18 protein-coding genes, 4 tRNA genes and 1 pseudogene are annotated in these 22,450 nt (G+C 58.1%); 16 read left to right on the top strand and 7 right to left on the bottom strand.

Annotation, left to right across the window (positions count from 1 at the left end; translation table 11 throughout):
• Positions 1-7 precede the first annotated feature (7 nt).
• The 5 genes from AC07VG_RS19440 to AC07VG_RS19420 all read left to right on the top strand — a co-directional run bounded on the left by AC07VG_RS19440 (position 8) and on the right by AC07VG_RS19420 (position 1,530).
• Positions 8-769, top strand: coding sequence for an SDR family oxidoreductase (locus tag AC07VG_RS19440; RefSeq protein WP_495004775.1), 762 nt, complete (start codon positions 8-10; stop codon positions 767-769).
• A 214-nt stretch (positions 770-983) separates the two neighbouring features.
• Positions 984-1,059: transfer RNA gene (locus AC07VG_RS19435), tRNA-Val, on the top strand.
• A 57-nt stretch (positions 1,060-1,116) separates the two neighbouring features.
• A tRNA-Asp gene (locus AC07VG_RS19430) sits at positions 1,117-1,193 on the top strand.
• A gap of 165 nt (positions 1,194-1,358) precedes the next feature.
• Positions 1,359-1,434: transfer RNA gene (locus AC07VG_RS19425), tRNA-Val, on the top strand.
• A 19-nt stretch (positions 1,435-1,453) separates the two neighbouring features.
• Positions 1,454-1,530 (top strand) — tRNA-Asp (locus tag AC07VG_RS19420).
• A 251-nt stretch (positions 1,531-1,781) separates the two neighbouring features.
• On the opposite strand, the gene AC07VG_RS19415 is transcribed toward AC07VG_RS19420, so the two are convergent.
• A complete protein-coding gene (locus tag AC07VG_RS19415) occupies positions 1,782-2,918 on the bottom strand; it encodes a catalase family protein (RefSeq protein WP_495021708.1) in 1,137 nt (378 codons plus the stop codon).
• A gap of 37 nt (positions 2,919-2,955) precedes the next feature.
• On the bottom strand, positions 2,956-4,761 hold the full coding sequence (locus tag AC07VG_RS19410; protein ID WP_495004074.1) for a di-heme-cytochrome C peroxidase: 1,806 nt from the start codon (positions 4,759-4,761) through the stop codon (positions 2,956-2,958).
• Positions 4,762-5,028: 267 nt separating this feature from the next.
• Here AC07VG_RS19410 and bamJ point away from each other — a divergent pair, with 267 nt between their 5' ends.
• From bamJ to AC07VG_RS19390, 4 genes are all read left to right on the top strand, one after another.
• Positions 5,029-5,742: a BamJ family beta-barrel-assembly machinery protein gene (gene bamJ, locus AC07VG_RS19405; protein ID WP_495004075.1), complete on the top strand. Its 714-nt coding sequence runs from the start codon at positions 5,029-5,031 to the stop codon at positions 5,740-5,742.
• A gap of 293 nt (positions 5,743-6,035) precedes the next feature.
• On the top strand, positions 6,036-6,491 hold the full coding sequence (locus AC07VG_RS19400) for a YkvA family protein (protein WP_218225263.1): 456 nt from the start codon (positions 6,036-6,038) through the stop codon (positions 6,489-6,491).
• Positions 6,492-6,604: 113 nt separating this feature from the next.
• Positions 6,605-6,946 carry a helix-turn-helix domain-containing protein gene (locus AC07VG_RS19395; RefSeq protein ID WP_495004076.1) on the top strand — a complete coding sequence of 114 codons (342 nt, stop codon included), beginning with the start codon at positions 6,605-6,607 and terminating at the stop codon, positions 6,944-6,946.
• Positions 6,943-7,314: a hypothetical protein gene (locus tag AC07VG_RS19390; RefSeq protein ID WP_040065236.1), complete on the top strand. Its 372-nt coding sequence runs from the start codon at positions 6,943-6,945 to the stop codon at positions 7,312-7,314. The genes AC07VG_RS19395 and AC07VG_RS19390 overlap by 4 nt, the downstream gene beginning before the upstream one ends.
• A gap of 149 nt (positions 7,315-7,463) precedes the next feature.
• On the opposite strand, the gene AC07VG_RS19385 is transcribed toward AC07VG_RS19390, so the two are convergent.
• Positions 7,464-9,287, bottom strand: coding sequence for a bifunctional diguanylate cyclase/phosphodiesterase (locus tag AC07VG_RS19385; RefSeq protein ID WP_495021707.1), 1,824 nt, complete (start codon positions 9,285-9,287; stop codon positions 7,464-7,466).
• Positions 9,288-9,423: 136 nt separating this feature from the next.
• Positions 9,424-11,508 carry a carboxy terminal-processing peptidase gene (locus AC07VG_RS19380; RefSeq protein WP_495004078.1) on the bottom strand — a complete coding sequence of 695 codons (2,085 nt, stop codon included), beginning with the start codon at positions 11,506-11,508 and terminating at the stop codon, positions 9,424-9,426.
• A 182-nt stretch (positions 11,509-11,690) separates the two neighbouring features.
• Between AC07VG_RS19380 and AC07VG_RS19375 the strand changes: the two genes are divergently transcribed.
• From AC07VG_RS19375 to AC07VG_RS19345, 7 genes are all read left to right on the top strand, one after another.
• On the top strand, positions 11,691-12,653 hold the full coding sequence (locus tag AC07VG_RS19375; RefSeq protein ID WP_495004079.1) for an NAD(P)H-quinone oxidoreductase: 963 nt from the start codon (positions 11,691-11,693) through the stop codon (positions 12,651-12,653).
• A 328-nt stretch (positions 12,654-12,981) separates the two neighbouring features.
• Positions 12,982-14,898, top strand: coding sequence for a hypothetical protein (locus AC07VG_RS19370; RefSeq protein ID WP_495004080.1), 1,917 nt, complete (start codon positions 12,982-12,984; stop codon positions 14,896-14,898).
• 211 nt (positions 14,899-15,109) lie between these two features.
• Positions 15,110-17,080 (top strand): hypothetical protein, encoded by a 1,971-nt coding sequence (locus tag AC07VG_RS19365; protein WP_495004081.1) that lies wholly within the window; start codon positions 15,110-15,112, stop codon positions 17,078-17,080.
• A 240-nt stretch (positions 17,081-17,320) separates the two neighbouring features.
• Positions 17,321-19,570, top strand: a complete 2,250-nt coding sequence (locus AC07VG_RS19360) for an autotransporter outer membrane beta-barrel domain-containing protein (protein ID WP_495004082.1) — start codon at positions 17,321-17,323, stop codon at positions 19,568-19,570.
• 187 nt (positions 19,571-19,757) lie between these two features.
• Positions 19,758-19,985 (top strand): type II toxin-antitoxin system RelB family antitoxin, encoded by a 228-nt coding sequence (relB, locus tag AC07VG_RS19355; protein WP_495004083.1) that lies wholly within the window; start codon positions 19,758-19,760, stop codon positions 19,983-19,985.
• Positions 19,969-20,235 carry a type II toxin-antitoxin system RelE family toxin gene (locus AC07VG_RS19350; RefSeq protein ID WP_495021706.1) on the top strand — a complete coding sequence of 89 codons (267 nt, stop codon included), beginning with the start codon at positions 19,969-19,971 and terminating at the stop codon, positions 20,233-20,235. Before relB ends, AC07VG_RS19350 begins: the two co-directional genes overlap by 17 nt.
• Positions 20,236-20,663: 428 nt before the next feature.
• Entirely contained in the window at positions 20,664-20,924 is a 261-nt protein-coding gene (locus AC07VG_RS19345; protein WP_495021705.1) for a short-chain dehydrogenase, read from the top strand.
• A 168-nt stretch (positions 20,925-21,092) separates the two neighbouring features.
• Here the strand turns inward: AC07VG_RS19345 and hepT are convergent, their stop codons facing one another.
• The 3 genes and pseudogenes from hepT to AC07VG_RS19330 form a co-directional block, all read right to left on the bottom strand.
• A complete protein-coding gene (gene hepT / locus AC07VG_RS19340) occupies positions 21,093-21,521 on the bottom strand; it encodes a type VII toxin-antitoxin system HepT family RNase toxin (protein ID WP_495021704.1) in 429 nt (142 codons plus the stop codon).
• A complete protein-coding gene (gene mntA, locus AC07VG_RS19335) occupies positions 21,511-21,906 on the bottom strand; it encodes a type VII toxin-antitoxin system MntA family adenylyltransferase antitoxin (protein ID WP_495021703.1) in 396 nt (131 codons plus the stop codon). Before mntA ends, hepT begins: the two co-directional genes overlap by 11 nt.
• Positions 21,907-22,034: 128 nt before the next feature.
• Positions 22,035-22,450 (bottom strand): annotated as a pseudogene (locus tag AC07VG_RS19330) (hypothetical protein); the annotation flags it as partial.

Genomic DNA, 22,450 nt, shown 5'->3' with positions numbered 1-22,450 from the left:
GTGGTCCCTGGACGCGGCCGTTGCCAACAACGGCCGCGTCGCCCTGGTCACGGGCGCGGCGCGCGGCATCGGCCTGGGGATTGCGGCCTGGTTGATCAGTGAAGGCTGGCAGGTGGTGCTCACCGATCTCGATCGTGGTCGTGGCGCCAAGGTCGCCCGGGTCCTGGGTGAGAATGCCCGTTTCATTGGCATGGACGTGGCTGACGAAGCCCAGGTGATCCAGGGGGTCGCCGAAGTACTGGGGCGTTTCGGCCGGATCGATGCCCTGGTGTGCAACGCGGCGATTGCCGATCCGCACAACATCACCCTGGAAAGCCTCGACCTGGCGCACTGGAATCGTGTGCTGGCGGTCAATCTCAGTGGGCCGATGTTGCTGGCCAAGCACTGTGCGCCTTATCTGCGTGCCCACTGCGGTGCGATCGTCAACCTGGCCTCTACCCGTGCGGCACAGTCGGAGCCCGACAGCGAAGCCTATGCCGCGAGCAAGGGTGGCCTGTTGGCCCTGACCCATGCCCTGGCCATCAGCCTCGGCCCGGAGATTCGCGTCAATGCGGTCAGCCCGGGCTGGATCGATGCGCGTGATCCTTCGCGGCGTCGGGCCGAGCCGTTGAGCGACGCCGATCATGCCCAGCATCCGGCAGGCCGGGTCGGGACGGTCGAGGATGTGGCGGCGCTGGTGGCGTGGCTGTTGTCGAGGAGTGCGGGGTTTGTCACCGGCCAGGAATTTGTGGTCGACGGCGGCATGAGCCGCAAGATGGTCTACCGCTAGGAGCGAGCGTGCTCGCGATGGACGTCAACGATAACGCGGGAAGTCTGCTAGCCCGCAGTGTTTGGGCTACCATCGCGAGCAAGCTCGCTCCTACAGAGAGCAGGGCTTGATGGCCTTGGCTGTGACACGAATCGGTCTTTTTATGAAAAACTTCAAGCAGGCTATTGACTTAGGTCCGCTATCTGCGTAAATTTCGCGGCCTCAACGAAGCAAAGGGTGATTAGCTCAGCTGGGAGAGCATCTGCCTTACAAGCAGAGGGTCGGCGGTTCGATCCCGTCATCACCCACCAATCGTTGAGCTTCTCGCAAGAGATGCGGATGTTCCGCAAGGAGCTTCCAACCGACGCGCAGCGGTAGTTCAGTCGGTTAGAATACCGGCCTGTCACGCCGGGGGTCGCGGGTTCGAGTCCCGTCCGCTGCGCCATATTCGATGATCTGGACCACTGAACGCCAGGTCATCACAGAAAGCCCGCCTTGTGCGGGCTTTTTGCTGTGCGGCTGTTCGAGAAATCGATGCGCTGAAAAAAGATTATTTAAATCAGTGCGTTATGAATTTTTTGTGGCATAATGCGCCCGCACCGAAACGAAAGGGTGATTAGCTCAGCTGGGAGAGCATCTGCCTTACAAGCAGAGGGTCGGCGGTTCGATCCCGTCATCACCCACCATTTCGCTTCAACGCTACGCGCAGCGGTAGTTCAGTCGGTTAGAATACCGGCCTGTCACGCCGGGGGTCGCGGGTTCGAGTCCCGTCCGCTGCGCCATCTTCAAATGATCTGGACCGCTGAACGCCAGGTCATCACAGAAAGCCCGCCTTGTGCGGGCTTTTTGTCGTCTGGGGTTTATTGAGCCGTGCCAGTGATGGCGGTGGTGAATCTCACATCGCTATCGCCGGCAAGCCGGCTCCTACAGGTTTTTTGTCGTCCCCAAGATTTGTGTTCGATGCGGACCACTGTGGGAGCCGGCTTGCCGGCGATGGCGCCCGAGTGGACGCCACAAGACTCAGGCTTTGACGCTATTGCTCGGCGTTGCGGCTATGCCGGTAATCGCTGACCGCGTCATACACCGCCTTGCGCAACCGGTTGATTCCCCCAATCGGCCGGTGCGCCTCCAATCCGTGCCAGGGGCTGAACGACTGGTTGTCACAGGCGATGTTTTGCTCCAGCGTATCGAAATCCTGGGCCGGAATCCGAATCCGCGCCACGGTCTGGAACGGCGCATCGCTCTCCTTCCACTCGATGCTGGTGTCTTCGATCGGCATATACAGATGGGCGTTCTGCCGCTGGATCTGCAAGACAAAACAGGCCGGGACGCGGTCTGTGGATAACTGTTGGCCGAGGGCGCCGCGGAGGAAGTTCGGCAGGTCCTCATTCTGCTTCGGCAAGGCATATTCCGGGCAACTCTGCGGATCGGGAGCCACGCGGAACTTGGCGTTGTCATTGCCGAACTTGTACGGCGAGACCGAGAAGTAAGTGGTCTGCGTCGGACTGATCGGCGCCGGCGCCAAGGTCGCCAGGGCAATAAACAGATGGCGCACCTGCCAACGGGTCGGATTCCAACTCGGGAAAAACGCCAGCACCTGCTTGCCGTCCGCCTGGGCCCCGATGTTCTGCTGGTACTCGGCAACGTCACTGACGAAAAAGTTCGGGTGGCTGAACATCACGAAATCCTGCTCATTGCGCCCCTGCTGTCCCGGTAGCAGTTGCTTGCCCGGTACATCGAGCAACTTCAGCGCCATGCCACGGGCATCGCGAATACTGTCGAACTGCGGATACGCGTTGCCGTTGGACAGGCGTATCAGCGCCTGCCAGGTCTTGCCCGGTTCGGCAAAGACACCCTGGCGCAACTCACTGCTCAGGTCGGCAGGCACCTGGACTTCGGCCTTCACGCAACCATGGGCCTTGGCATGGGCATCACGCAGGTAGCGCGTGCCCTCGCGGTGCTGGTCGACGATCCGCACGGCGGTCTGGATGATGTCCTGGGTCATGGCCGATTCGTCGGCTGGAATCTGTTCCTCGGCGGACACCGGGCCACTGTGGCGCCAGGCGTACCAGCCGCTGGCCAGAGCCCAGGCGACCAGGCCGAGGCCGATCAGGATCAACAGGCTCTTGCCCAGAAAGGCGCCGAGGCGCAGCCAGAGTCGGGTCAGCATGTAGACATCCTTTTAAGGTGAACGCGAAGGGGAGGGGTCATGGCAGTTGCGACTCCAGCGGGCCGCCCAGTACTTTCAGGTATTCGAGCAGGGCCCAGCGTTCCTCGGGCTGCAGCAAACGACCGATCACACCATTGCCACGCTTGCCGGCACGGAATTCGTGGCCACTGTTGTGGTTGCCGCTGATCCGGGTGTCATACAGGAAACCATCGGGGAAGGCTTCCGGGCGATAGCCCAGATGACGCGGATCGTATTCGAAGGTACCGCGATAGAAGCTGCTGGCGCGCTCATCCTGGGGCGAGAGCAGTTGGTACAGCGATGGCACCGAGCCGTTGTGCAGGAACGGCGGGGTGGCCCACACGCCGGCCAGCGGCCGGGCCTTGTAGGCGCGTTGTTCGAGTACGCCGATGGGCAGGCCGAAACCATCCATCGCCGGGCGTTCTTCAGGCGTGACCTTGGCTTCACGATAGGCGCGCTCTTCGACGAAGGCGGTGACGTAGGCCAGGCCCTTGGCCACCGACAGTTGCGTCATGTCCAGCGGCGCATCGGGCGTCGGGTGTAGATGCACCGGCAGCTTCGCCAACTCGGCCGGGTTCCATTGCAGCGCACTCAGGTCGTAACGATTGTCGGCGATGTTGTTGGCGGTGTTCGGGTCGGTGCCAATCGTCGCGAGCGGAATGGAAACCAGATGTTTCACCGGGCGCCCGTTTTCCATGGTCACCGGCGGCACATGGCAGCCGGCGCAGTTTTCCGCGAACAGCCCGCGCCCTTTGGCGGCCAACGGCAGGTCGACCTTGCCGAACAGATCCTCCGGCCAGTGGGGCGGCTGCAGGCGTTTGAGGGTTTCCTCGATGCGTTGCAGGTCACGCACCCGTACGCCGGAAGGGTAGCGATCCGCGCCTTGTAGCGGCTGGCTGTTGCTGTCGAAGAAGTTCAGGGTCGCGCCGACCCCCAGCGCTTCGCCGATATTGCGCGCCATGGGTTGCTGGGCCGAGGCGGTCCACTGCACCCAGTCGAAGGTCCAGATATCCCAGAGTTGTGGGTAATCCACGGGGGCATTGGCGATGCGGTAGTTCTTTTCGGAAATGGCATCGCCGAAGCTGGCGTTGGCGATGCGGCCGAAGGCGTCGGTGCGGCCCGGACCTTCCTGGGTCGGATAGAGGCCGCGATGGGTGTCGTTCCAGGCCGTCTTCAGGAAGATCTCCAGCGACTGCTTGAAGTCCCCGCGCAACTGCTCGTACTGGGCGTCATAGTTATCGCCGAGGACCTTGTGGGCAAAACGCTTGAACTTCCAGGGGTTGTAATAGGTGGCGGCCAGGCTTGCCACCATGGCCTGACCGAAACTGCCACCGCGCACCGTCGGGACGCTGGAGGGCAGCACATGCTGGGCCGAGCCGCCGTCGATCCGCAGCGCCTGGCCTTTATAGCGCAACTCACCGGTATGGCAGGCGGCACAGGTGATGTCCAGGTACTGCTCGTTGCTGCCGGGATTCTGATGACGGGCGAAACCCACCGGTAGATTGCCGGGGTTGTTCGCGCTGGCCGGCTGCCTTGGATCGGTCAGAAAGCCGAAGCGCGCCAGATACGCGGGCTCGGCAAAGCGTTGTTCGGAAAACGGTAACTCCAGGGCCGTGAACCACTCATAACGCAGGCCTTTGACCTGGGTCCCCTGCGGTGTGTAGTAATAGGTCTGGCGGTCGGCCTCGCTCCATTGCTCCAGATAGCGCACCTGGGCCGGTACGTAAGTCGGCAATTTTGGATTGATGACGTAGTACAGGATCACCGCGATGCCGAGGCAAAGCAGAAGAAATGCTGCCAGTAATACACGGTAAAAAATGCGCAAGATAACCCTCCTTGTCGAGTCGTTTCCTTCTTATGCCTGAGCGGTTGCCTGGCATCAAGTAGCCATGATGGCCGTGACTACTGGCTCGTGGTGCTCCGGTCGTGTCCGTGCAGACGTAAGCAGACTGTCAGGGTTTTGTAAAATGCCGCAAACACCTGAACTTATTGGCTGTTTGCCCCTCTCATGCCGGTAGCCATTGGTCGTGGCGGCCTGATAAGCTCGCGGCTTTATACGATTGCCCTTTAGGCGCATGAACAAGGAAATAGCATGAAACAGCATCGGTTGGCGGCGGCGGTGGCCCTGGTAGGCCTGGTACTCGCGGGTTGCGACTCGCATTCCAGCGTAGAGCTGAAAACCCCGGCGCAAAAAGCTTCCTACGGTATCGGTCTGAACATGGGCAAGAGCCTGGCTCAGGAAGGTATGGACGACCTGGACTCCAAGGCCGTGGCCCAGGGTATCGAAGATGCCGTCGGCAAAAAGCCGCAGAAGCTCAAGGACGACGAACTGGTCGAAGCCTTTGCTGCCCTGCAGAAACGCGCTGAAGAGCGCATGGCCAAGTTGAGCGAAGAGTCGGCGGCTGCCGGCAAGAAATTCCTCGAAGAAAACGCCAAGAAGCCGGGTGTCGTGACGACCGCTTCGGGCCTGCAGTATGAAATCGTTAAAAAAGCCGACGGTCCTCAGCCCAAGCCGACCGACGTGGTGACCGTTCACTACACCGGCAAACTGACCAATGGCACCACCTTCGACAGCTCCGTGGAGCGTGGCAGCCCGATCGACCTGCCGGTCAGCGGTGTGATTCCGGGTTGGGTCGAAGGCCTGCAACTGATGCACGTCGGCGAGAAGTACAAGCTGTACATCCCAAGCGACCTGGCTTACGGCGCACAAAGCCCAAGCCCGGCGATCCCGGCCAACTCGGTGCTGGTCTTCGACCTGGAACTGCTGGCCATCAAGGATCCAGCCAAGGCAGACGCCGCCAAGTAAGGCGCGCGCTGATGACAACGCCCCGTGATCGGGGCGTTGTCGTTTCTGGGTGTTGCGGGCTGTAAGAAAACGAACATCTATAGGTCGGTATAGTCTTAATACTCAGCTAACCGGCCTAATCGTAGACTGATGCCAAGTCAATGAAATAATGGCTTTTTTTCAGTGAGTAAAAAACGCCCGATCTGAGCTGGGCCCTTGTAACGCGGGGCTTTCAGCGTCGAAAAGTGGCTCTGTTCACAAGGTTATCCACAATTTGTGTGGATAACCTGGCGTCGCTGTCGATTGGAGTGATGATGAAAGCACCCTGGAATTTCACGCGCTTCCTGCCCCTGGCCCAACGTGTGTTGCTGCGCGGCCGTCTGCCCACCCTGTTGTTCGCCGTGGCCAGTAAAAGCGCCCATCAAGGCGGCCGGCTGGGCAAGCTCAGGGAGGACCTGAAGCTGTTGCAGGTCCTGTGCCTGGCCTACTGGCGCGGCGAGTACCGGGCCATCAGCGTCAAGTCGATGATCACCGTGGTGGCGGGCTTGATGTACTTCCTCAGTCCGATCGATGCCATCCCCGATTTTATCCCGGTGTTCGGCATGCTCGACGACATCGCGGTACTGGCCTGGGTGATGAATACCCTGGATCAGGAACTGACGGCTTTCCGCAGTTGGCTCGAACGCCAGGCGCCGGAACAACTGCGGGCGATCGAGCATTTGCCGGACACACCCGAGCAGTTGCAACTGCAACGTCACGAAAAGGATTGATCTCGATCCATTCCCTTGAAGAACACACACCCTAGCGACCTTGGTGGCTGTTAAGATTAAGCTACAAGGAAAGCGCCGACTCGCTATGTGTAAAAGTCCTACGGGGTGTGGTGATGGATCTTCAAATAATTACACGTGACGGAGAACCGGAATATGCGGTTCTGCCTTGGGCTCAGTATCAAGCGTTACTCAAGGCTGCCGGTTTGAGCAGCCAGCCTCCTCCTCAATCCCCCTCTGTCAGTCCGCCGCCGCCGGCCGCGGCCTTGCCGGCGTTCGAGCAGTTGCGCAGTCTGCGCGAGGCCAAGGGCCTGGCGCTGGAGGCCCTGGCACGTACGGTGGGGATCAGTCCGTCGTACTTGGGGCTGATCGAAAGCGGTGAGCGTGAGCCCGACGCTGCGATTCGTCGCAGCCTGGCCTGGGAATTGGGTGTGGCGGGTTGGAGGGAAGCATCGTGAGCGTGCGCATCAGTCGTCAGCACTGGGATGGGCTGCTGGGTGAGCTTGACCAGGCGCGTCGCCAGCGTCATCTATTGACTTATCGTGCCTTGCTGGAGCGTTTGCAGTTGCCCAGCCCGGCCATGCAGACCTTGACGGCGGCGCTGGAGCATTTGGCGGCCCTGGATGCCAAGGCCGAACAGCCGCTGCGCAGTTCACTGGTGATCAGCCAGGGTGCGAGCCGTTTACCGCGTACCGGTTTCTTCGAGTGTGTCGAGCGCCTGGGGCGTTTTTCCGGCCCGTCCGACGGCGTGGCCGCGGCGTCCTGGCATGCCTCGGAAGTGGTGCGGGTGTTCGAGTACGATTACCCTGAGTCGGCCGAGGCCTGAGAGGTCTCAGTGCTGGAATGGGATCTTGAAAACACCGCATAACCTTGTTGTAGGAGCCGGCTTGCCGGCGATGGCGTCCGCAAGATCGAGACAAGACTTACCGGCCTCATCGCTGGCAAGCCAGCTCCTACAGGTATCGGCGTCGGCGACTAGGACTTGGCCCAGGTCGGCGCAGCGTCCGCGCCCGAGACGGGCAGGGCGCTGTCAGGCGTGGCGGCGGTAATTGCCTGGCTGTCGATCACATGAATGCTGTACCCCGGCACATTCTTCGCGTGATGTTTGGCTTGCGAGGCCAGCTCGGCCAACTGCGCGGCATCCAGTGAAACGCAGGATTCGGGTTTCAGATGCACCACGCCGATGGACAATGACAACAACGGAAACTCCTGCCGCTGGCCCTGGCGGTTCGAGGCGATAAAGCGGCCGGCCTCCAGGTGCTCGGCGCGGTAAAAGCGCCGACACTGGTTCTGGAAGTCCTCCAGCAACTGATTCAGACGCTTGCGCCAATCCTCCTCGCTCAGCACTAGCAGAAAGTCGTCGCCGCCGATATGTCCGACGAAATCCCTGCTCGGATCGACGCGATCGTTCAGGCACTGCGCCAGGCACAGCAACACCTCATCCCCGCGCCCATAGCCATAGATATCGTTGAATGGCTTGAAACTGTCGATATCCACATAGCAGATCACCGACTCCCGCGCCTGTTGCAGCAACCGGGTCAGGCATTGCTGGATCGGCACATTGCCCGGCAACAGGGTCAGCGGATTGGCATAGCGGGCCTGCTGGATCTTCAGTTCGGTAATCAGTTTCAACACATCGATGACCCGCCCCAGGCCCAGGTACTGGCCGTTCTGGGTGATGATGAAATCCTCCTCGATACGCTGCCGGGCGCGGCTGGTGAGCAAGCGGCTGACCTGCTGCAAGGACTGGCTCGACTCCACCGCCAGGAAGTCATTGCTCATCAGCCGGCTGATCGGCTTGCGCGCGAACAGCTCGGTGGCGAAGGGCTTGAGCAGGGCCTCCGAGAGCGAATGGCGGTGCACGATGCCGCACGGGTGATTGTGCTCATCGAGCACCGCCAGCGAGTTGAGGTTGGCCTGGCGGCGGAAGGCTTCCAGCACGTCCGCCGTCGAGGTCTTCAGGGCCACCGCCGGTTGTACGCTGAGCAGGGCGCCGAGGTCGCCGGCCTCTTCGTTGAGGGCCAACGAGGTGGCCTCGAGCTTGGGCAACAGCGTGCGTGCTTCCTGTGGCGGCTGTTCCTGGGGCCGGCAGAGCAGGTAGCCCTGGACCAGGTCGACACCCATCTCGGTCAGCACCGCCAGCTCCTCCGGCAGCTCGATGCCTTCGGCAATCACCAGGGCCCGGGAGGCCTTGGCGATTTGCAGGATCGAGCCGACGAACTCGCGCTTGAGCCCGTCCTGGTGGATACCGTCGATAAAGTGCCGGTCGATCTTCACATAGTCCGGGCGCAGCTCCGACCACAGGCGCAAGCTCGAATAGCCGGCCCCCAGGTCGTCCAGGGCGATGGAGAAGCCCATGGCGCGATAGTGATGCAAGGCGTTTTGCAGCAGTTGGAAATCGTCGGTCGGGGTCTGCTCGGTGAGTTCGATCACCACATTGCTCGGGTCGATGCCGAAGTCCTGCAACAACTTCAGCGTGCGCCCGGGCTGGTGAGTCGGCTCCAGCAAGGATTCCGGCGAGACGTTGAGAAAGAGTTTGCCCGGCAACTTCTGTTCGCTGAAGCGGCGGCAGGCACTGAGGCGGCAAAGCATTTCCAGCTCGCTGAGGCGACCGGCCTGACGGGCCACGGCGAACAGGTTGATGGGCGAGTGCAGCGGACTGTTGGAAGGGCCGCGGCTGAGCGCCTCATAGCCGATGATCCGTCGTTCGGACAGCGAGATGATCGGTTGGAACAGGCTGTGCAGACCATTCTGAGCCAGGATTGAACTCAGGGCGTTCAGCTGTTCGGTCATGGTCATGGCTGTCTCGGTCGATAAAAAAAGGACCGGGCCCGACTCTCTGTACAAGAGCCAGGCCCAGTCCTTTATTTCACGACAGAATGATGACTATTTGATGACGCTCCAAAGCGCCTTCAAATTAAATTGCCATCATCTATCAATGTTTCGCCACCGCCGTGTTCAAACGCAGGTAGTCCAGCAGAATCCGCCCGGTCTCGCTCAGGTAGGCGTCGTCTTCCGGCTTGGTTTTCTTGTCCGGGTCTGGCGGCAAGGCGTCCTCGTCTTCCTTCTTCAATTCCTTGAGCGGTTCTTCGCCCTTGGCCTTGCGACGGGCGTTCTCCATGGCCAGCTGCTTGCCGTCGATATCGGTGCGCTGGGCACGCCGCTCGGCCTCGTTCAGGCTCACGGTTTTTTCCTTCATCAGCTTCTCGGCCAGGGCCAGCTTGTCGCGAATGAAGATGAACTCCGCATCCTTCGACGCGCGCGCCTCGTGGTCAGCCTTGAGCTGGGCCAGGAACGGCTTGAACGGATCCACCGCCGGCTTGATCGAAGGACGGATGGTGTCCCACGGCATGGCTTCCGGCAGCGCGCTCTCGCCGATTTCCTTGGTGTCGATGATCGACGGGAAATCCACGTCCGGCAATACGCCCTGGTGCTGGGTGCTCTGCCCGGAAACCCGGTAGAACTTCGCCAACGTCAGTTTCAGCTCGCCATGGTTGAGCGGCTGGATGGTCTGCACGGTGCCTTTGCCGAAGGTCTGGCCGCCGATGATCAGGGCGCGGTGGTAGTCCTGCATGGCACCGGCGAAGATCTCCGACGCCGAGGCGGACAAGCGGTTGACCAGCAACGCCATCGGGCCTTTGTAGAAGGCGCCCGGGCTTTCGTCTTCGAGCACGTCGACCTTGCCTTCGGCGTTACGCACCAGCACGGTCGGACCCTTGTCGATAAACAGGCTGGTCAGCTCGGTGGCTTCCTGCAGGGAACCGCCGCCGTTGTTGCGCAGGTCGATGACCACGCCGTCGACGCCCTCCTTCTGCAACTCTCCGAGCAGTTTCTTCACATCGCGGGTGGTGCTCTTGTAGTCTGGATCGCCAGCGCGGAACGCCTTGAAGTCCAGGTAGAAGGCCGGGATATCGATCACCCCGAGCTTGTATTCCTTGCCATCCTGCTTGAGGTGCAGGATCGACTTGCTCGCGGCCTGATCTTCCAGCTTCACCGATTCGCGGGTGATGGAAACGATCTTGCTGGTCTGGTCGTTCGGCGCATTGCTGGCCGGAATCACTTCCAGGCGCACCACCGAGCCTTTCGGCCCGCGGATCAGCTTGACCACTTCGTCCAGGCGCCAGCCGATCACGTCGACCATTTCCTTGTCGCCCTGGGCGACACCGACGATCTTGTCGGCCGGAGCCACCTGCTTGGTTTTGTCCGCCGGGCCCGACGGCACCAGGCGCACGACCTTGACCAGGTCATTGTCACTCTGCAGCACGGCGCCAATGCCTTCCAGGGACAGGCTCATATTGATGTCGAAGTTTTCCGCGCTATCGGGAGACAGATAGTTGGTGTGCGGGTCGTAGGACATCGCAAAGGTGTTGATGTAGGCCTGAAAGATATCTTCGGAGCGGGTCTGGTCCAGGCGCGTCAGCTGATTCTTGTAGCGCTTGACCAGCAGGTCCTGGATCGCCTTGGGCTCCTTGCCGGCAATCTTCAGGCGCAGCACTTCGTCCTTGACGCGTTTGCGCCAGAGGTCGTCGAGCTCGGCGGTGGTTTTCAGCCACGGGGCGTCCTTGCGATCGATCAGCAAGGATTCCTGGGGGGTGAAGTCCATCTTGTCGACACCCTTGTTCAGCTCGGCAAGGGTGAAGTCCAGACGCGATTTGACCCGGTCCAGGTAGCGCTTATAGATGGTGAACCCGGCATTCAGGTCGCCGCTTTTGAGGAACTCGTCAAATTGGCTTTTCCATTTGTCGAATTCGGCGATGTCACTGGCCAGGAAATAACTGCGCGACGGGTCGAGCAGCTTGAGATAGCTCTCATAGATGATCACCGAGCGCGCGTTGTCCAGCGGCGGCTTGCTGTAGTGATTACGCTTGAGCAACTCGACGACGTTCAGGCTGGCAATCACCTCGTCATGGTCGGGCTGAAGATTGTCCCAGCTGTTGGCTGCGAACGTATTGGCCGCGAACGTGGAAATGCCAAGGCCAATGAAAAGAGCGAGTGCGGTGCTGGGGAACAGATGCTTCATGCTGATTCGACGCGGGGGCAATTGATAACGCATATTAGGCCGTCTTTAAAGTCGCCGGTTCCGTGGGGCGCTGTACCAAAACTGCGTTTGCGAGTTTTCGTACAAGCCTCGGGCCGGTCGCATAATGCAAAAAGCCCGCTGCTACAGCTTCGGGCTCAGTCCAGACTCACTATGGAGGCACTGTGAAAGCATTGCAAGGCGTTGACGGTCAAGTGGAGTGGGTTGAAGAGTCGAGTCCGACCTGCGATGTGGGGCAGGTGCGGATCCGGGTGGCGGCCGCGGGACTCAATCGCGCCGATCTGTTGCAGAAAGCCGGGCTCTACCCGCCGCCGCCGGGGGCCAGTCAGGTGCTGGGCCTGGAGTGTTCCGGGGTGATCAGCGAAGTCGGGCCGGGGGCCGCCTGGCAGGTCGGCGACCGGGTCTGCGCGCTGCTGGCCGGCGGCGGCATGGCCGAGGAAGTGGTGGTCGACGGGCGGCATGTGCTGCCGGTGCCGGAAGGCCTGAGCCTGGTTGAAGCGGCCGCGCTGCCTGAGGTCTACGCCACGGCGTGGTTGAATCTATTCCAGTTGGCGGCGCTCAAACCCGGTGAAAAGGTGCTGTTGCATGCCGGGGCCAGCGGCGTCGGTTCGGCGGCGATCCAGCTGTGCAAGGCCTTCGGCAACCCCTGCTGGGTGAGTGTCGGTTCGGCCGATCGGCTGGCCTATTGCGAGGCGCTGGGGGCCCAGGGTGGGGTGGTGCGGGGTGACGATATCGAGGGCTTGAGCGACTTCGGGCCCTTCGATGTGATCCTCGATCCGGTGGGCGCGAACTACGCGGCGCTGAACGTGAAACTTTTGTCAGCTGACGGGCGGTGGGTGCTGATCGGCCTGATGGGCGGCCGCGAAACCCAGTTGGACCTGGCCAGGATCCTCGCCAAGCGCATCCAGTTGCTGGGCTCGACCCTGCGTAGTCGCGATGATCAGTTCAAGGCCGATCTGCTGCGTGACCTGGGCGAGCATGTCTGGCCGTTGTTTGCCGAGAAGCGCTTGAGTCCGCAGTTGGCAAAGGCCTTCCCGATCAAGGATGCCGAGGCGGCGTTTGAAGCGCTGGCGAGCAATCAGGTGGCGGGGAAGCTGGTGCTGGTGATTGATGAACAGTTGGTTTAAACGTTAAGGCGATTTGCCATCTTCTTGACTTTTAATGAGCGCATTTTTTGCGCTCATTTTGTTTGCTCTTGGCAGAACGCAGTTTCTGCTGTTTTCAACCCTCTTAAGCCTCGGATAAACCGACGAACGGTGCGCGGACCTGTCATTTCTGACAGTAGGCGAGCGTCGAAAATGGGTGTTGAATAACCCCAGCGCTTTACATAAACGGTCAATTGATTCGGGCATTTAGTTCGCGGTTAAGTGCGCCCAGTCAATGCTTAATCCAGGGGCATGCATAATGGCTCTTCAACGGAAAACTGTTTCTAAAGGAGCGACAGGCAGTCCGCTAATGAATATTCAGGCTGATTTCGAAAGGCCTGAGGTGCCCGCGATTATCACCAATGACGATGGTACCCAACGCGCGGATGGTTTGTTACCGATTACTGCGTTGGTTAATAATTTGGTGGTTATTATCCCTGAGTGGGCCGGTGACCCGAATTTCACTCATTTTGTGGATGTTGGGTGGCGCTTGGCGGGGGCTCCCTTTGTATCAGTCCGTCGGTTCCAATTTGACCAGCCGATCAGCCCGGGAGATAAAACGGTCTTCGTTCCCATGGATAAACTGTTACATGGCGTTTATGAGCTGTCCTACATAATTACAGTTGTCAATCCCGCTGCAGAGTCTCTGAAGCGGCTGGTCACAGTAGACACTGAACCCCCTAACTATAATCAGCAACCCGGAATAATCATATTTCCCTCGGAGCTTAATGGCGTGATCACTGAAGAGTACCTGGGCCGGGAGGGACAAGTACGCGTTCAGATTCGACGTTATTTTGGAATCGCTCCCAAGGACCGGGCTTTTTACTACTGGTCCGACTTGGAACTGCCTCCGGACGGTTATGGCTTTATCCGTGAGCAAGAGTTCAGTCAGGAGGATATCGATAATGATCAGTTGATTATTACTTATACCGAGGACACTATTCGCCAATCGGGAGCGGGTAAGCGATGGGCTTATTATCGGTTGAAAGATTTGGCCGGCAATACCGGGCCAAGATCGGAAGTGTCGCCCATTTTGGTCGACTTGACGCCCGCTCCCGGAAATCTCAAACCACCGCGGATCCCATTATCGAGCAGAGGCTTGATTGATCGTGAGCATGCCCGTGAGGGCGCGACGAATCAAGGCGGTGTGACGGTCGAAATCGATGACTATGACAATTCAGACGGCACCCAGAGGATCGTTGTCAATTGGGATGGTACAGACCTGAATGAACACCCTGTCGATCCGACGCAATGGCCTCAAGTGATTTATGTCCCTTGGCCGACCTTGACTGCCCGGGGGTTAGGGCCCTTGACCGTGCAGGTGGATTATCGGGTGCGTAGCGGGTTGCCATGGTCACAGCCTTCCCAACCGACATCGGCCCCTGTCGATTTCACCATCGCCGGGCAGGATCACGTCAATGCTCCGGCGCTGCTGAATACCACATTGGCCAAGATTGAAGTGCGAGGGGCCGTATCCGGTCTTCTAAACCAGTTGACTGCCCTGGATGACGGGCTGGCAGCTCCGGCAACGCTTGAGCTTTACGATAATCCACAGCCTTCGGAGCGTATCGAAGTGTACTGGGGCGGTATCGCTACCCCCGTGGATAGTTACGACGTTCTGCCGGGTGATGTGGCAGGGAAACTTGTTCCTTTCCTGATCCCCTGGTCGGCGATCGAACAGGACAAGAATAACCGGGCCCTACCGGTTTATTACACCACTGATAATGGGGTGAATCAGCAAGTGTCGCGGATCACCGAGGTGGATGTTGCCATTGTCTTTATTGAAAATTTGAAAGAGCCCTTGTTTCCTGATGCCGCTCAGAACCTACACGGTTATCTGAATTGTTGTACGGTACCCAGATTGTGGGAGGGCGTGAGGGTGAGAATCGACGGTGACCCTAATTTTAATGCGGGCGACACTATTATTTTGACGTGGCAGGGTTGCTACAACTTGAACGGTACGGACCCTATTCCGGGAGTCACAGATGATTTTCGTAAACAATTGTCAACGGACGAAGCAGCCAATGGCTTTGAGATCGTGATTCTTCCCTATGAAACACTGATTGCTCCCATGGTCAATGAAAACTCTGGAATGGCTTATTATCGATTGGAAAAGCTCAATGGTCGCGTGGGGCGATCGAAGAGAAATTTTGTAAAAATCAACAGAACGCTCGCGGGCGGGCGGGTTTGCTCTCCCGATGATGATCTTTGCTTGTCGGATGGGTAGGAAGTGGTCGGCGTGAAGTTCAAGGACGCATTAGGGTAATCCGTCAGGTGACTGGAGTTGTCCATGAGATAAACGTGCGATTGAGAGCGTTGCTGAGTTGAAGTTTTATTTTTTTGAAAAATAGCTGAATTTTGTGGCGCTTTGTATCGACGGCTTGGGCTTTGAGTGCGCTTCAAAAAAACAGAACCCATTGGTTTTATGGAGGTGTAAAGTGTCAAAAGTAAAAAAAACCGTCACGGCCGAGCAGGCGCGCAGCGATTATTTGAAGTTGCGCCGTGATACCTCAAGAGCTGAAGTTTCAGCGCCTTATTTTTCTAGCGAAAACCCACTGCTTGACGACGTCCCGGGTGATTTTCCTAATATGCTACCTAGAGTCCATCAGGGGCAACCGTTGAAACTTCTTCTGGATGCCTTTGATATTGACAGTAATCCGGGTGTTGACGGATATGCGCAGTTATCATGGATGGGGCTGGGCGCCGGACAGAAACGTTTTTACGTAACGCCTATCCCTCCTGGCGATTTTCCCTTTGAACTCGAGCTGCCTCCTGGATATACATCCGTGGCAGGTGATTTTACGTTGAGTTGCATTATTGATACCGGAGGGAATTTAACACCGCCGCCGACCCCGACAGTAATACATATTGACAAGATGCCGCCCAATAATAATGCCCCGGGTGATTATGTTAAACTCCCTCCTGAGGTCGAGAGCGCGGGTGCCATTACCTTGGATTATTTAAACGGGGCACCCGGTTACGTGTTGGTCACCGTACTTGGGAACTACGCAGATGCGAAAATCAATGATGAGGTCCAGTTGTTTTATGGCTCGGCTGTTGGTCAGGCTGAGAAAATCGGTACCTTTATCCGGACAGACCTTGCGCTTCCGATAACCTTTCAGCTGACTAAGGACGTCATAGTTGCTGAGGGGGGAGGGGAAAAAATAATTTATTACAGGTTGAGTGATCGATCGGGGAATCCCGGTCCCGACTCATTGTACAAGCATATTGATGTCATTCTAACCGAGTCGCCGACGGGACTGCAGGCACCCGTTGTGCCGTTGCATGCCGATGGTCTGATTGACCTGGAGGATGCTTATCTTGGCGTGACAGTAGAGCTGCTGAATTACACGACGCCCTTGCCGGGTGACAAATTTCGGGCTGTGTGGGATGGAACCTCTCTTGCGGATGTGGACATTACGGAAATACCAACGTTTAGTGGTCGTGTACCTCTTTCCATTTTGCGGCAGGGAGGGGATGGGGTTAAAACGGTGCCTGTTACCTATTCAATCATTCGCGAGGAGAGACCTTATAGATATAATCCGCCAATAGATATAACGGTCGACTTGCGTACTCCAGGTCCAACACCCGGAGAGGACCCAGAAAACCCATTATTGGATTTGGTGACTGTTCAGGCCAGGGTAACGACAGATCCTGATAAAATTGACCTCCCAGATGTCCCTCAGGATGCTGACGCTTCGGTGAGGATTTATGACCTGTATAAGGCGGATGATATCGTTCAGCTGTATTGGCAGGGCGTTGCCGTTCCTGGCGATCCGGATGACCCGACCCCCGATGGTGTTTACAAGGTGACAGGGCTGGAAGCGCCGACCTTCGATATTCCATTTGTGATCCCTTGGGCGACTATTGCCGCGGGGGGGAATAATTCAAAGTTACCCGTGCACTATACAATCGCACATCCGGACATCAACGATAATGTCAATACTTCCCTTGCGAAAGAGGTTAATGTATTCATTCTAGAAAAAAGTATTCCTGCTCCCCTGTTCTTGCACCTTGATCCGAACTTCGGTTACTTGAACTGCGGTGCTATACGTGATGTGGCTGGACGAGGCTGGGTTGCCACGATCCAGGTCGCTGGCGGCGAACCTCAGCTAGCCAATCAGGAACTGACGTTTACTTATCAGGGGTGGTCGGATGCTGCGGGGAGTGTGGAAATACCAGGCACGGAAGCTGAGTTTACCTTTACACCGACTACAGAAGAGGCCACTAACGGATTTATTGCGTACTTGGACTATGAGCCTCTCCGGCTGACGCGAGATGGATGGGGTTCCATTACCTATAGCGCAGTGATCGATGGATTCACTGTTCCGGCGGTTCGTCATCTTGTCAGGGTTTACATGGCGGTGGCGGGGGAAGGCAGCCCGACGTGTGTGATCATTGGCCCATAACTCGCTCTCGCGAGATTGTAGAAACGAAGTGCCAGGAAGGAGGAAGGTGAGCTTTCCCCTTTCTGGATGTCTGATTGGTTGGTTTTGTTGATGCCTTGAGGGAGTAATCCTTCTTTCAAATGGGAAAATCCCTACATATGTGTGCAGGTTATCTCCGTATCGTTCGCTGCTTTAAGTGACTGCGTCCAGCGGCAAATACTCTCAATGAAAGGAGAAGAACGGCATATGAACGAATCAGCCATGCTTCCAAATGTTGCACTCACCCCCTTGTTTCGCCATCTGTCCTTTGCTTGTGCGTTACTGGCGAGCCCCTCGTTGGTATTGGCCGCTACTATTGTTGACAACGGTGATACGTTGGATATCGGCTCTGCTACCCCAACGGATGTTTATCTGGTGCTCAACGGCAGCACCCTGAATGCAACCAATGCGACTACCGGGACTATTTCCGTTCAATCCGGGTCCACGCTCACTATTAATGGTGGTTCCGTCAGTGGTGATGGCGTGACGGTCACCAACAGTACCGGCACCATCACCGGTGCCGTCATTTCTGGTGATTTTCTCGGCCTGTCCGTCAACCGGGAGATCGGCACGACCACCGGTTCGCAAGTAGGGGTCTCCAACAGTCAGATCACCGGTGTCACTGCGGGCGCCCAGGTCACGGGCGCCAGCACCCTTGAGCTGACCAATAGCATTGTCAGCGGTACCGGGGCTGGCAGCACCGGACTGAGCATCCGCGACGGCGCCGTGACCGCTACTGGCAGTACCATCACCGGTGCGCTTCAGGGGATTCGGATGGTCCAGGATGCCCAGGGAGTCGGTAGCGGCAGCCTGGTACTCAACAACACCAGCGTGCACGGTCAGACCGGCGCGGCAGTCAACGTCAACAATGGTGTCGATGTCAGTATCGACGTCTTGAACGGTTCGACGCTCACGGGCGGCAACGGCAACATCCTCGAAGTCCAGGGCGCTTCCACCGCCAACGTCAACGTCGCCAACAGCGCCCTGACCGGCAATGTCGACGTCACTGGCAATAGCACCGCTAACCTGAATTTCAACGGCGGTCATATGACCGGCGATTTCAACGTCGAAAGCGGCAGTACCGGCAATCTGGCGTTGGCCAATGGCTCGGTGTTCACCGGCAGCCTGAACAATGTCAGTGGTGTCACCATCAACAGCCATTCAAACTGGAATATGACGGCCAGCAATACCGTCGGCTCGCTGGCAATGGACAACGGCCAGGTCACCATGGGCCAGGGCAGTAACTTCTACCAGTTGAACGTGGGTAGCCTGTCCGGTAATGGCACCTTCGCCATGAATGTGGACTTTGCTACCAACCGGCATGATGTGCTCAATGTGACCGGTGCCTCCAGCGGTAACTTCAATCTGCTGGTGGCCGGTTCCGGTGTCGATCCGCTGTCGCCCGAGGCGCTGACCCTGGTGCACACCGCTTCCGGGACGGCGGCCTTCGCCCTGTTGGGTGGGCACGTGGATGTCGGCACCTACTCCTATGGCCTGAGTTCGAGCAGCAACGGCAGCGGCGGCACCGACTGGTTCCTCGATCCGGACAAGAAAACCGTCAGCCCCAGCACCCGCTCGGTACTGGCCCTGTTCAACACCGCCCCGACCGTGTGGTACGGCGAGTTGACGTCCCTGCGTACCCGCATGGGTGAGCTGCGCTTCAACGATGGCCAGTCCGGCTCCTGGGCGCGGGCTTATGGCAACAAGTACAACGTGGCCGACAGCTCCGGCGTGGGCTATTCGCAAAACCAGCAGGGCTTCACCCTGGGCGCCGATGCGCCGCTGTCGATGGGCGACGGTCATTGGTTGATCGGTGCCATGGCCGGGCATAGCAATTCGGATCTCGACCTCAAGGGCGGCACCACCGGTAATGTGAAGAGCTACTACGTGGGTGGTTACACCACCTGGCTGGATCCGGACACTGGCTACTACTTCGACGGCGTGGTCAAACTCAACCGTTTCGAGAACGAAGCGAAAGTCACCATGAGTGACGGCACGCAGTCCAAGGGTAACTACGGCAATACCGGTATCGGCGGTTCCGCCGAGTTTGGTCGCCATATCAAGCTGGATAACGATTACTTCGTCGAACCGTTCGGGCAACTGTCGGCGGTGACGATCCAGGGCAAGAACTACAACCTGAACAACGGCCTGCAGGCCGAGGGTGACCAGACCCGTTCGTTCCTCGGCAAGGTGGGGAGCACGGTCGGTCGTAACCTGACCCTGGACAGCGGCACCGTGGTACAGCCCTACCTGCGCGCGGCGGTGGCCCATGAGTTCGCCAAGAACAATCAGGTCAAGGTCAATAACACCGTGTTCAACAACGACCTGTCCGGCTCGCGTGCCGAGTTCGGCGCCGGTGTGGCGGTGAAATTGTCCAAGGACCTGCAGGTGCATGCCGACTTCGACTATGCCAATGGCAAGTCCATCGAGCAGCCGTTCGGCGCGAATGTGGGGTTGCGGTATAGCTGGTAAGTCAGACGGACAACTCTGACGATTTTATAAACGCCCGGTGCAGTGCGCCGGGCTTTTTTTCGAAGGGACAGCAGTGGGCCGCTGGTCGGGTTGGCATACCTTCTGCTCATTCGACTCGCACCTGCTTGAGTGCTGCCGCGTAGAGTTGTGATAAGGTGAATACATGTATTACACAGGAGCCTCAGACATGGCCACTTCCATTCGCCTGGCACCCGAAATCGAGCAGCGCCTGGATTTTTTGGCGACCAGTACCGGGCGTACCAAAGCGTATTATCTGCGTGAAATCATTGATCATGGCCTGACTGACCTTGAGGATTACTACCTCGCGGCTGAAGTCTTGGAGCGTGTCCGAAAAAATAAAGAAGTCGTTCACTCTGCTGCGGACGTAAGGAAAGACCTTGGTATGGACGATTGATTACACCGACACGGCCAAAACGCAATTGCGCAAGCTCGACAAACAGTCAGCGAGGCGCATTCTGGATTTTATGGATGAGCGGGTATCCAGCAGGGATGATCCGAGAACCACTGGCAAGGCGTTGACAGGCCCATTGGGTGGCTTGTGGCGGTATCGCGTAGGCGACTTTCGAGTCATCTGTGAAATCCAGGACGGTGCATTACGGATATTGGTTGTACAGCTTGGCAATCGCCGAGAAGTTTACCGCTGAACCCAACATAATCCGCTCCCACGTCCATGATCTCGACACCCAAAGCCCGGTGCATTGCACTGGGCTTTTTCGTCATGTGTCCCGTCCTGAATAAGGTTTGCGCTTGCTTCGAGCCGGGAGAATGATTGGTAACAATTCCCCGCATTGATTCCTCGGAAGTCAGCGGTTTATAGTCCTTTGATCGCCTTCATTGGTGATACGGGTTTGGCGACTCGTCGATAAAATGTGCTGAGGCTTCCTGAGTGAGCTTATTGCAGGGATACTTGTACCCGCAAAGCTGCGTTATGGCGGCTGTGCGCGGGAGACCTTCGGGTCTGCCGGATTTTGCTCGTTTTATCCCGGTTCGCCAACCTGCGTACAGCTGCCACCCTTCTTTCGTTTGGCGACGATTGAGTGATGGCTCTCATTTAACAAACGAGGCCTTACCCATGTCTAAATACATACCCCTCACAGCCATCGACTGCCTGATCCCCAGCCTGTTGATCGACGCCGAAAGCCCCGCCGATGTCCTTCACGCCAATGCCGCCGCTCGTTTCCTCGCGGCAACGCAAATGCTCGAATCCCTGTCCCGTATCGAACTGCACAACGCCAATGACGTTGACTTCCAACACATCATCCAGGTCCCCGCGATGGTGATGCGCGATGGCTGCGACCTGATGGATGTGCTGGGTTGGCGGCTACGGGTCTGACCGCTGAAAAGCTTCGCGGGCAAGCACCGCTCCCACAGGTTTTGAGCCGGATGTAATGGTTGCGCACGACAAAAAAACTGTGGGAGCGGTGCTTGTCGGAGCGCCGCACGGCCGCGAAGAGGGCCTTGAGAGCTAAATAAATCTAGGCTTCGCCTCACATACCCAGCGCTATGGTGTGGACTCCTTTGCCTCTTTACGCAGGATAAACGCACTGAACGCCAGAAAGTCACCCAGGTGTTGGGTAATGATAGCGACCATGATGGGCAGTTGCAGGGCTTGATAGTCATGCACGGCGATATTTCTGAAGCCCACCATGTTTTTTAGATTTTTCATCAGGTCTTCAGCAACCCAACCCCCTTTAAAAAGCAACTCGAACACATCCCGGGCACTTTGCGGGACGCCCAGTCGCTCACGACGAATCAAGTGCTGCCCCATATCCAGCGCGGCTTCACATGCACGCTGGATATTCAGAATGGCTGAGTCCTGGCGAGTGAAATCAGTGCCGAAGGTAGCGGGATCCTTCTCGTATTCCTCCCGTACCCTGGCGACGCAACGTTCAATACTCGCCGCCTTGTTGATCAGTACATCATCGACCATACACGATGCCTTCTTCTTGAATATCCTTGAGCAAGCCTGCTCGGGCGGTGTCCAGGGCGGTTTTTTCGCTGAGAATAAAACTCTCGAACAGCCCCGCCTGTACATCTTTGGCCCACAGTCGCCGCCCCCGGGTCAGGATCTGGTACTGCATCACGGTCGTTGCCGCACGCAAATCCACAAGATCGACCTCTCCCCCCACTATATCCGCCAAGCCCCCCGACAGTTGCCATAACAACACAGGGTCAACCTGACCGGGCAAGAGCACCGCCAGATCGACATCACTGTCAGGTCCGGCGGTGTTCTGTGCATGGCTGCCGAACAGGTAGACCGCCAGTAAATCAGGCAAATGGTTTTGCAGATGAGTCAACAATGCTTGAATGTTCATGCTGCCTATCCTAGCTGCTCGTCCTGGCAGCGGGTCAATAATTTAGGTGTGCGCCCACATCTGTACTGCGCCGTCGGTGGTTCCCCCTTCGCTGGGAATGTTGACGTTTGCCGCGGTGGCGGTCCTTGTTATGGCCGGTGCGTTGTTGGCCGCGCGGACCGTACCATATAAGTGCGCAGCGGAAAGGTCTGTGCATTGGCTTCATTGGTGGTCTTGCTGAAGTCGGCCTTGAACTCCATGGTCAGGGTGCTGCCGTCCTTCAGCTCTTTCAGATAACCGTAGGCGACGGGAGTGTTGTAGTAACCTTGGTCTATCCAGATCGTACTGGTGATCGGGCCCCGTGGCGGCGGTGCCCAGATATTCAGGTTATAGGGGGAAGTCCCGTCGGCCTTGGTACCCTTGAGGCGCAACCACACGTCCTGTCCCGGCGCAATCAGCGACCAGATGCCCACCTGGCAGGTGGCGTCGGCGCTGATGGTGTTCAGGTCCAGCTCGCTGCCTTCACCGCCGTTTTCGGCTTGCAGGATCTTCGGCCTGGCGTCCT

This window comes from Pseudomonas sp. GW821-FHT03C07 (assembly GCF_059420925.1).
This window is presented reverse-complemented; position numbering and strand designations above follow the sequence as displayed.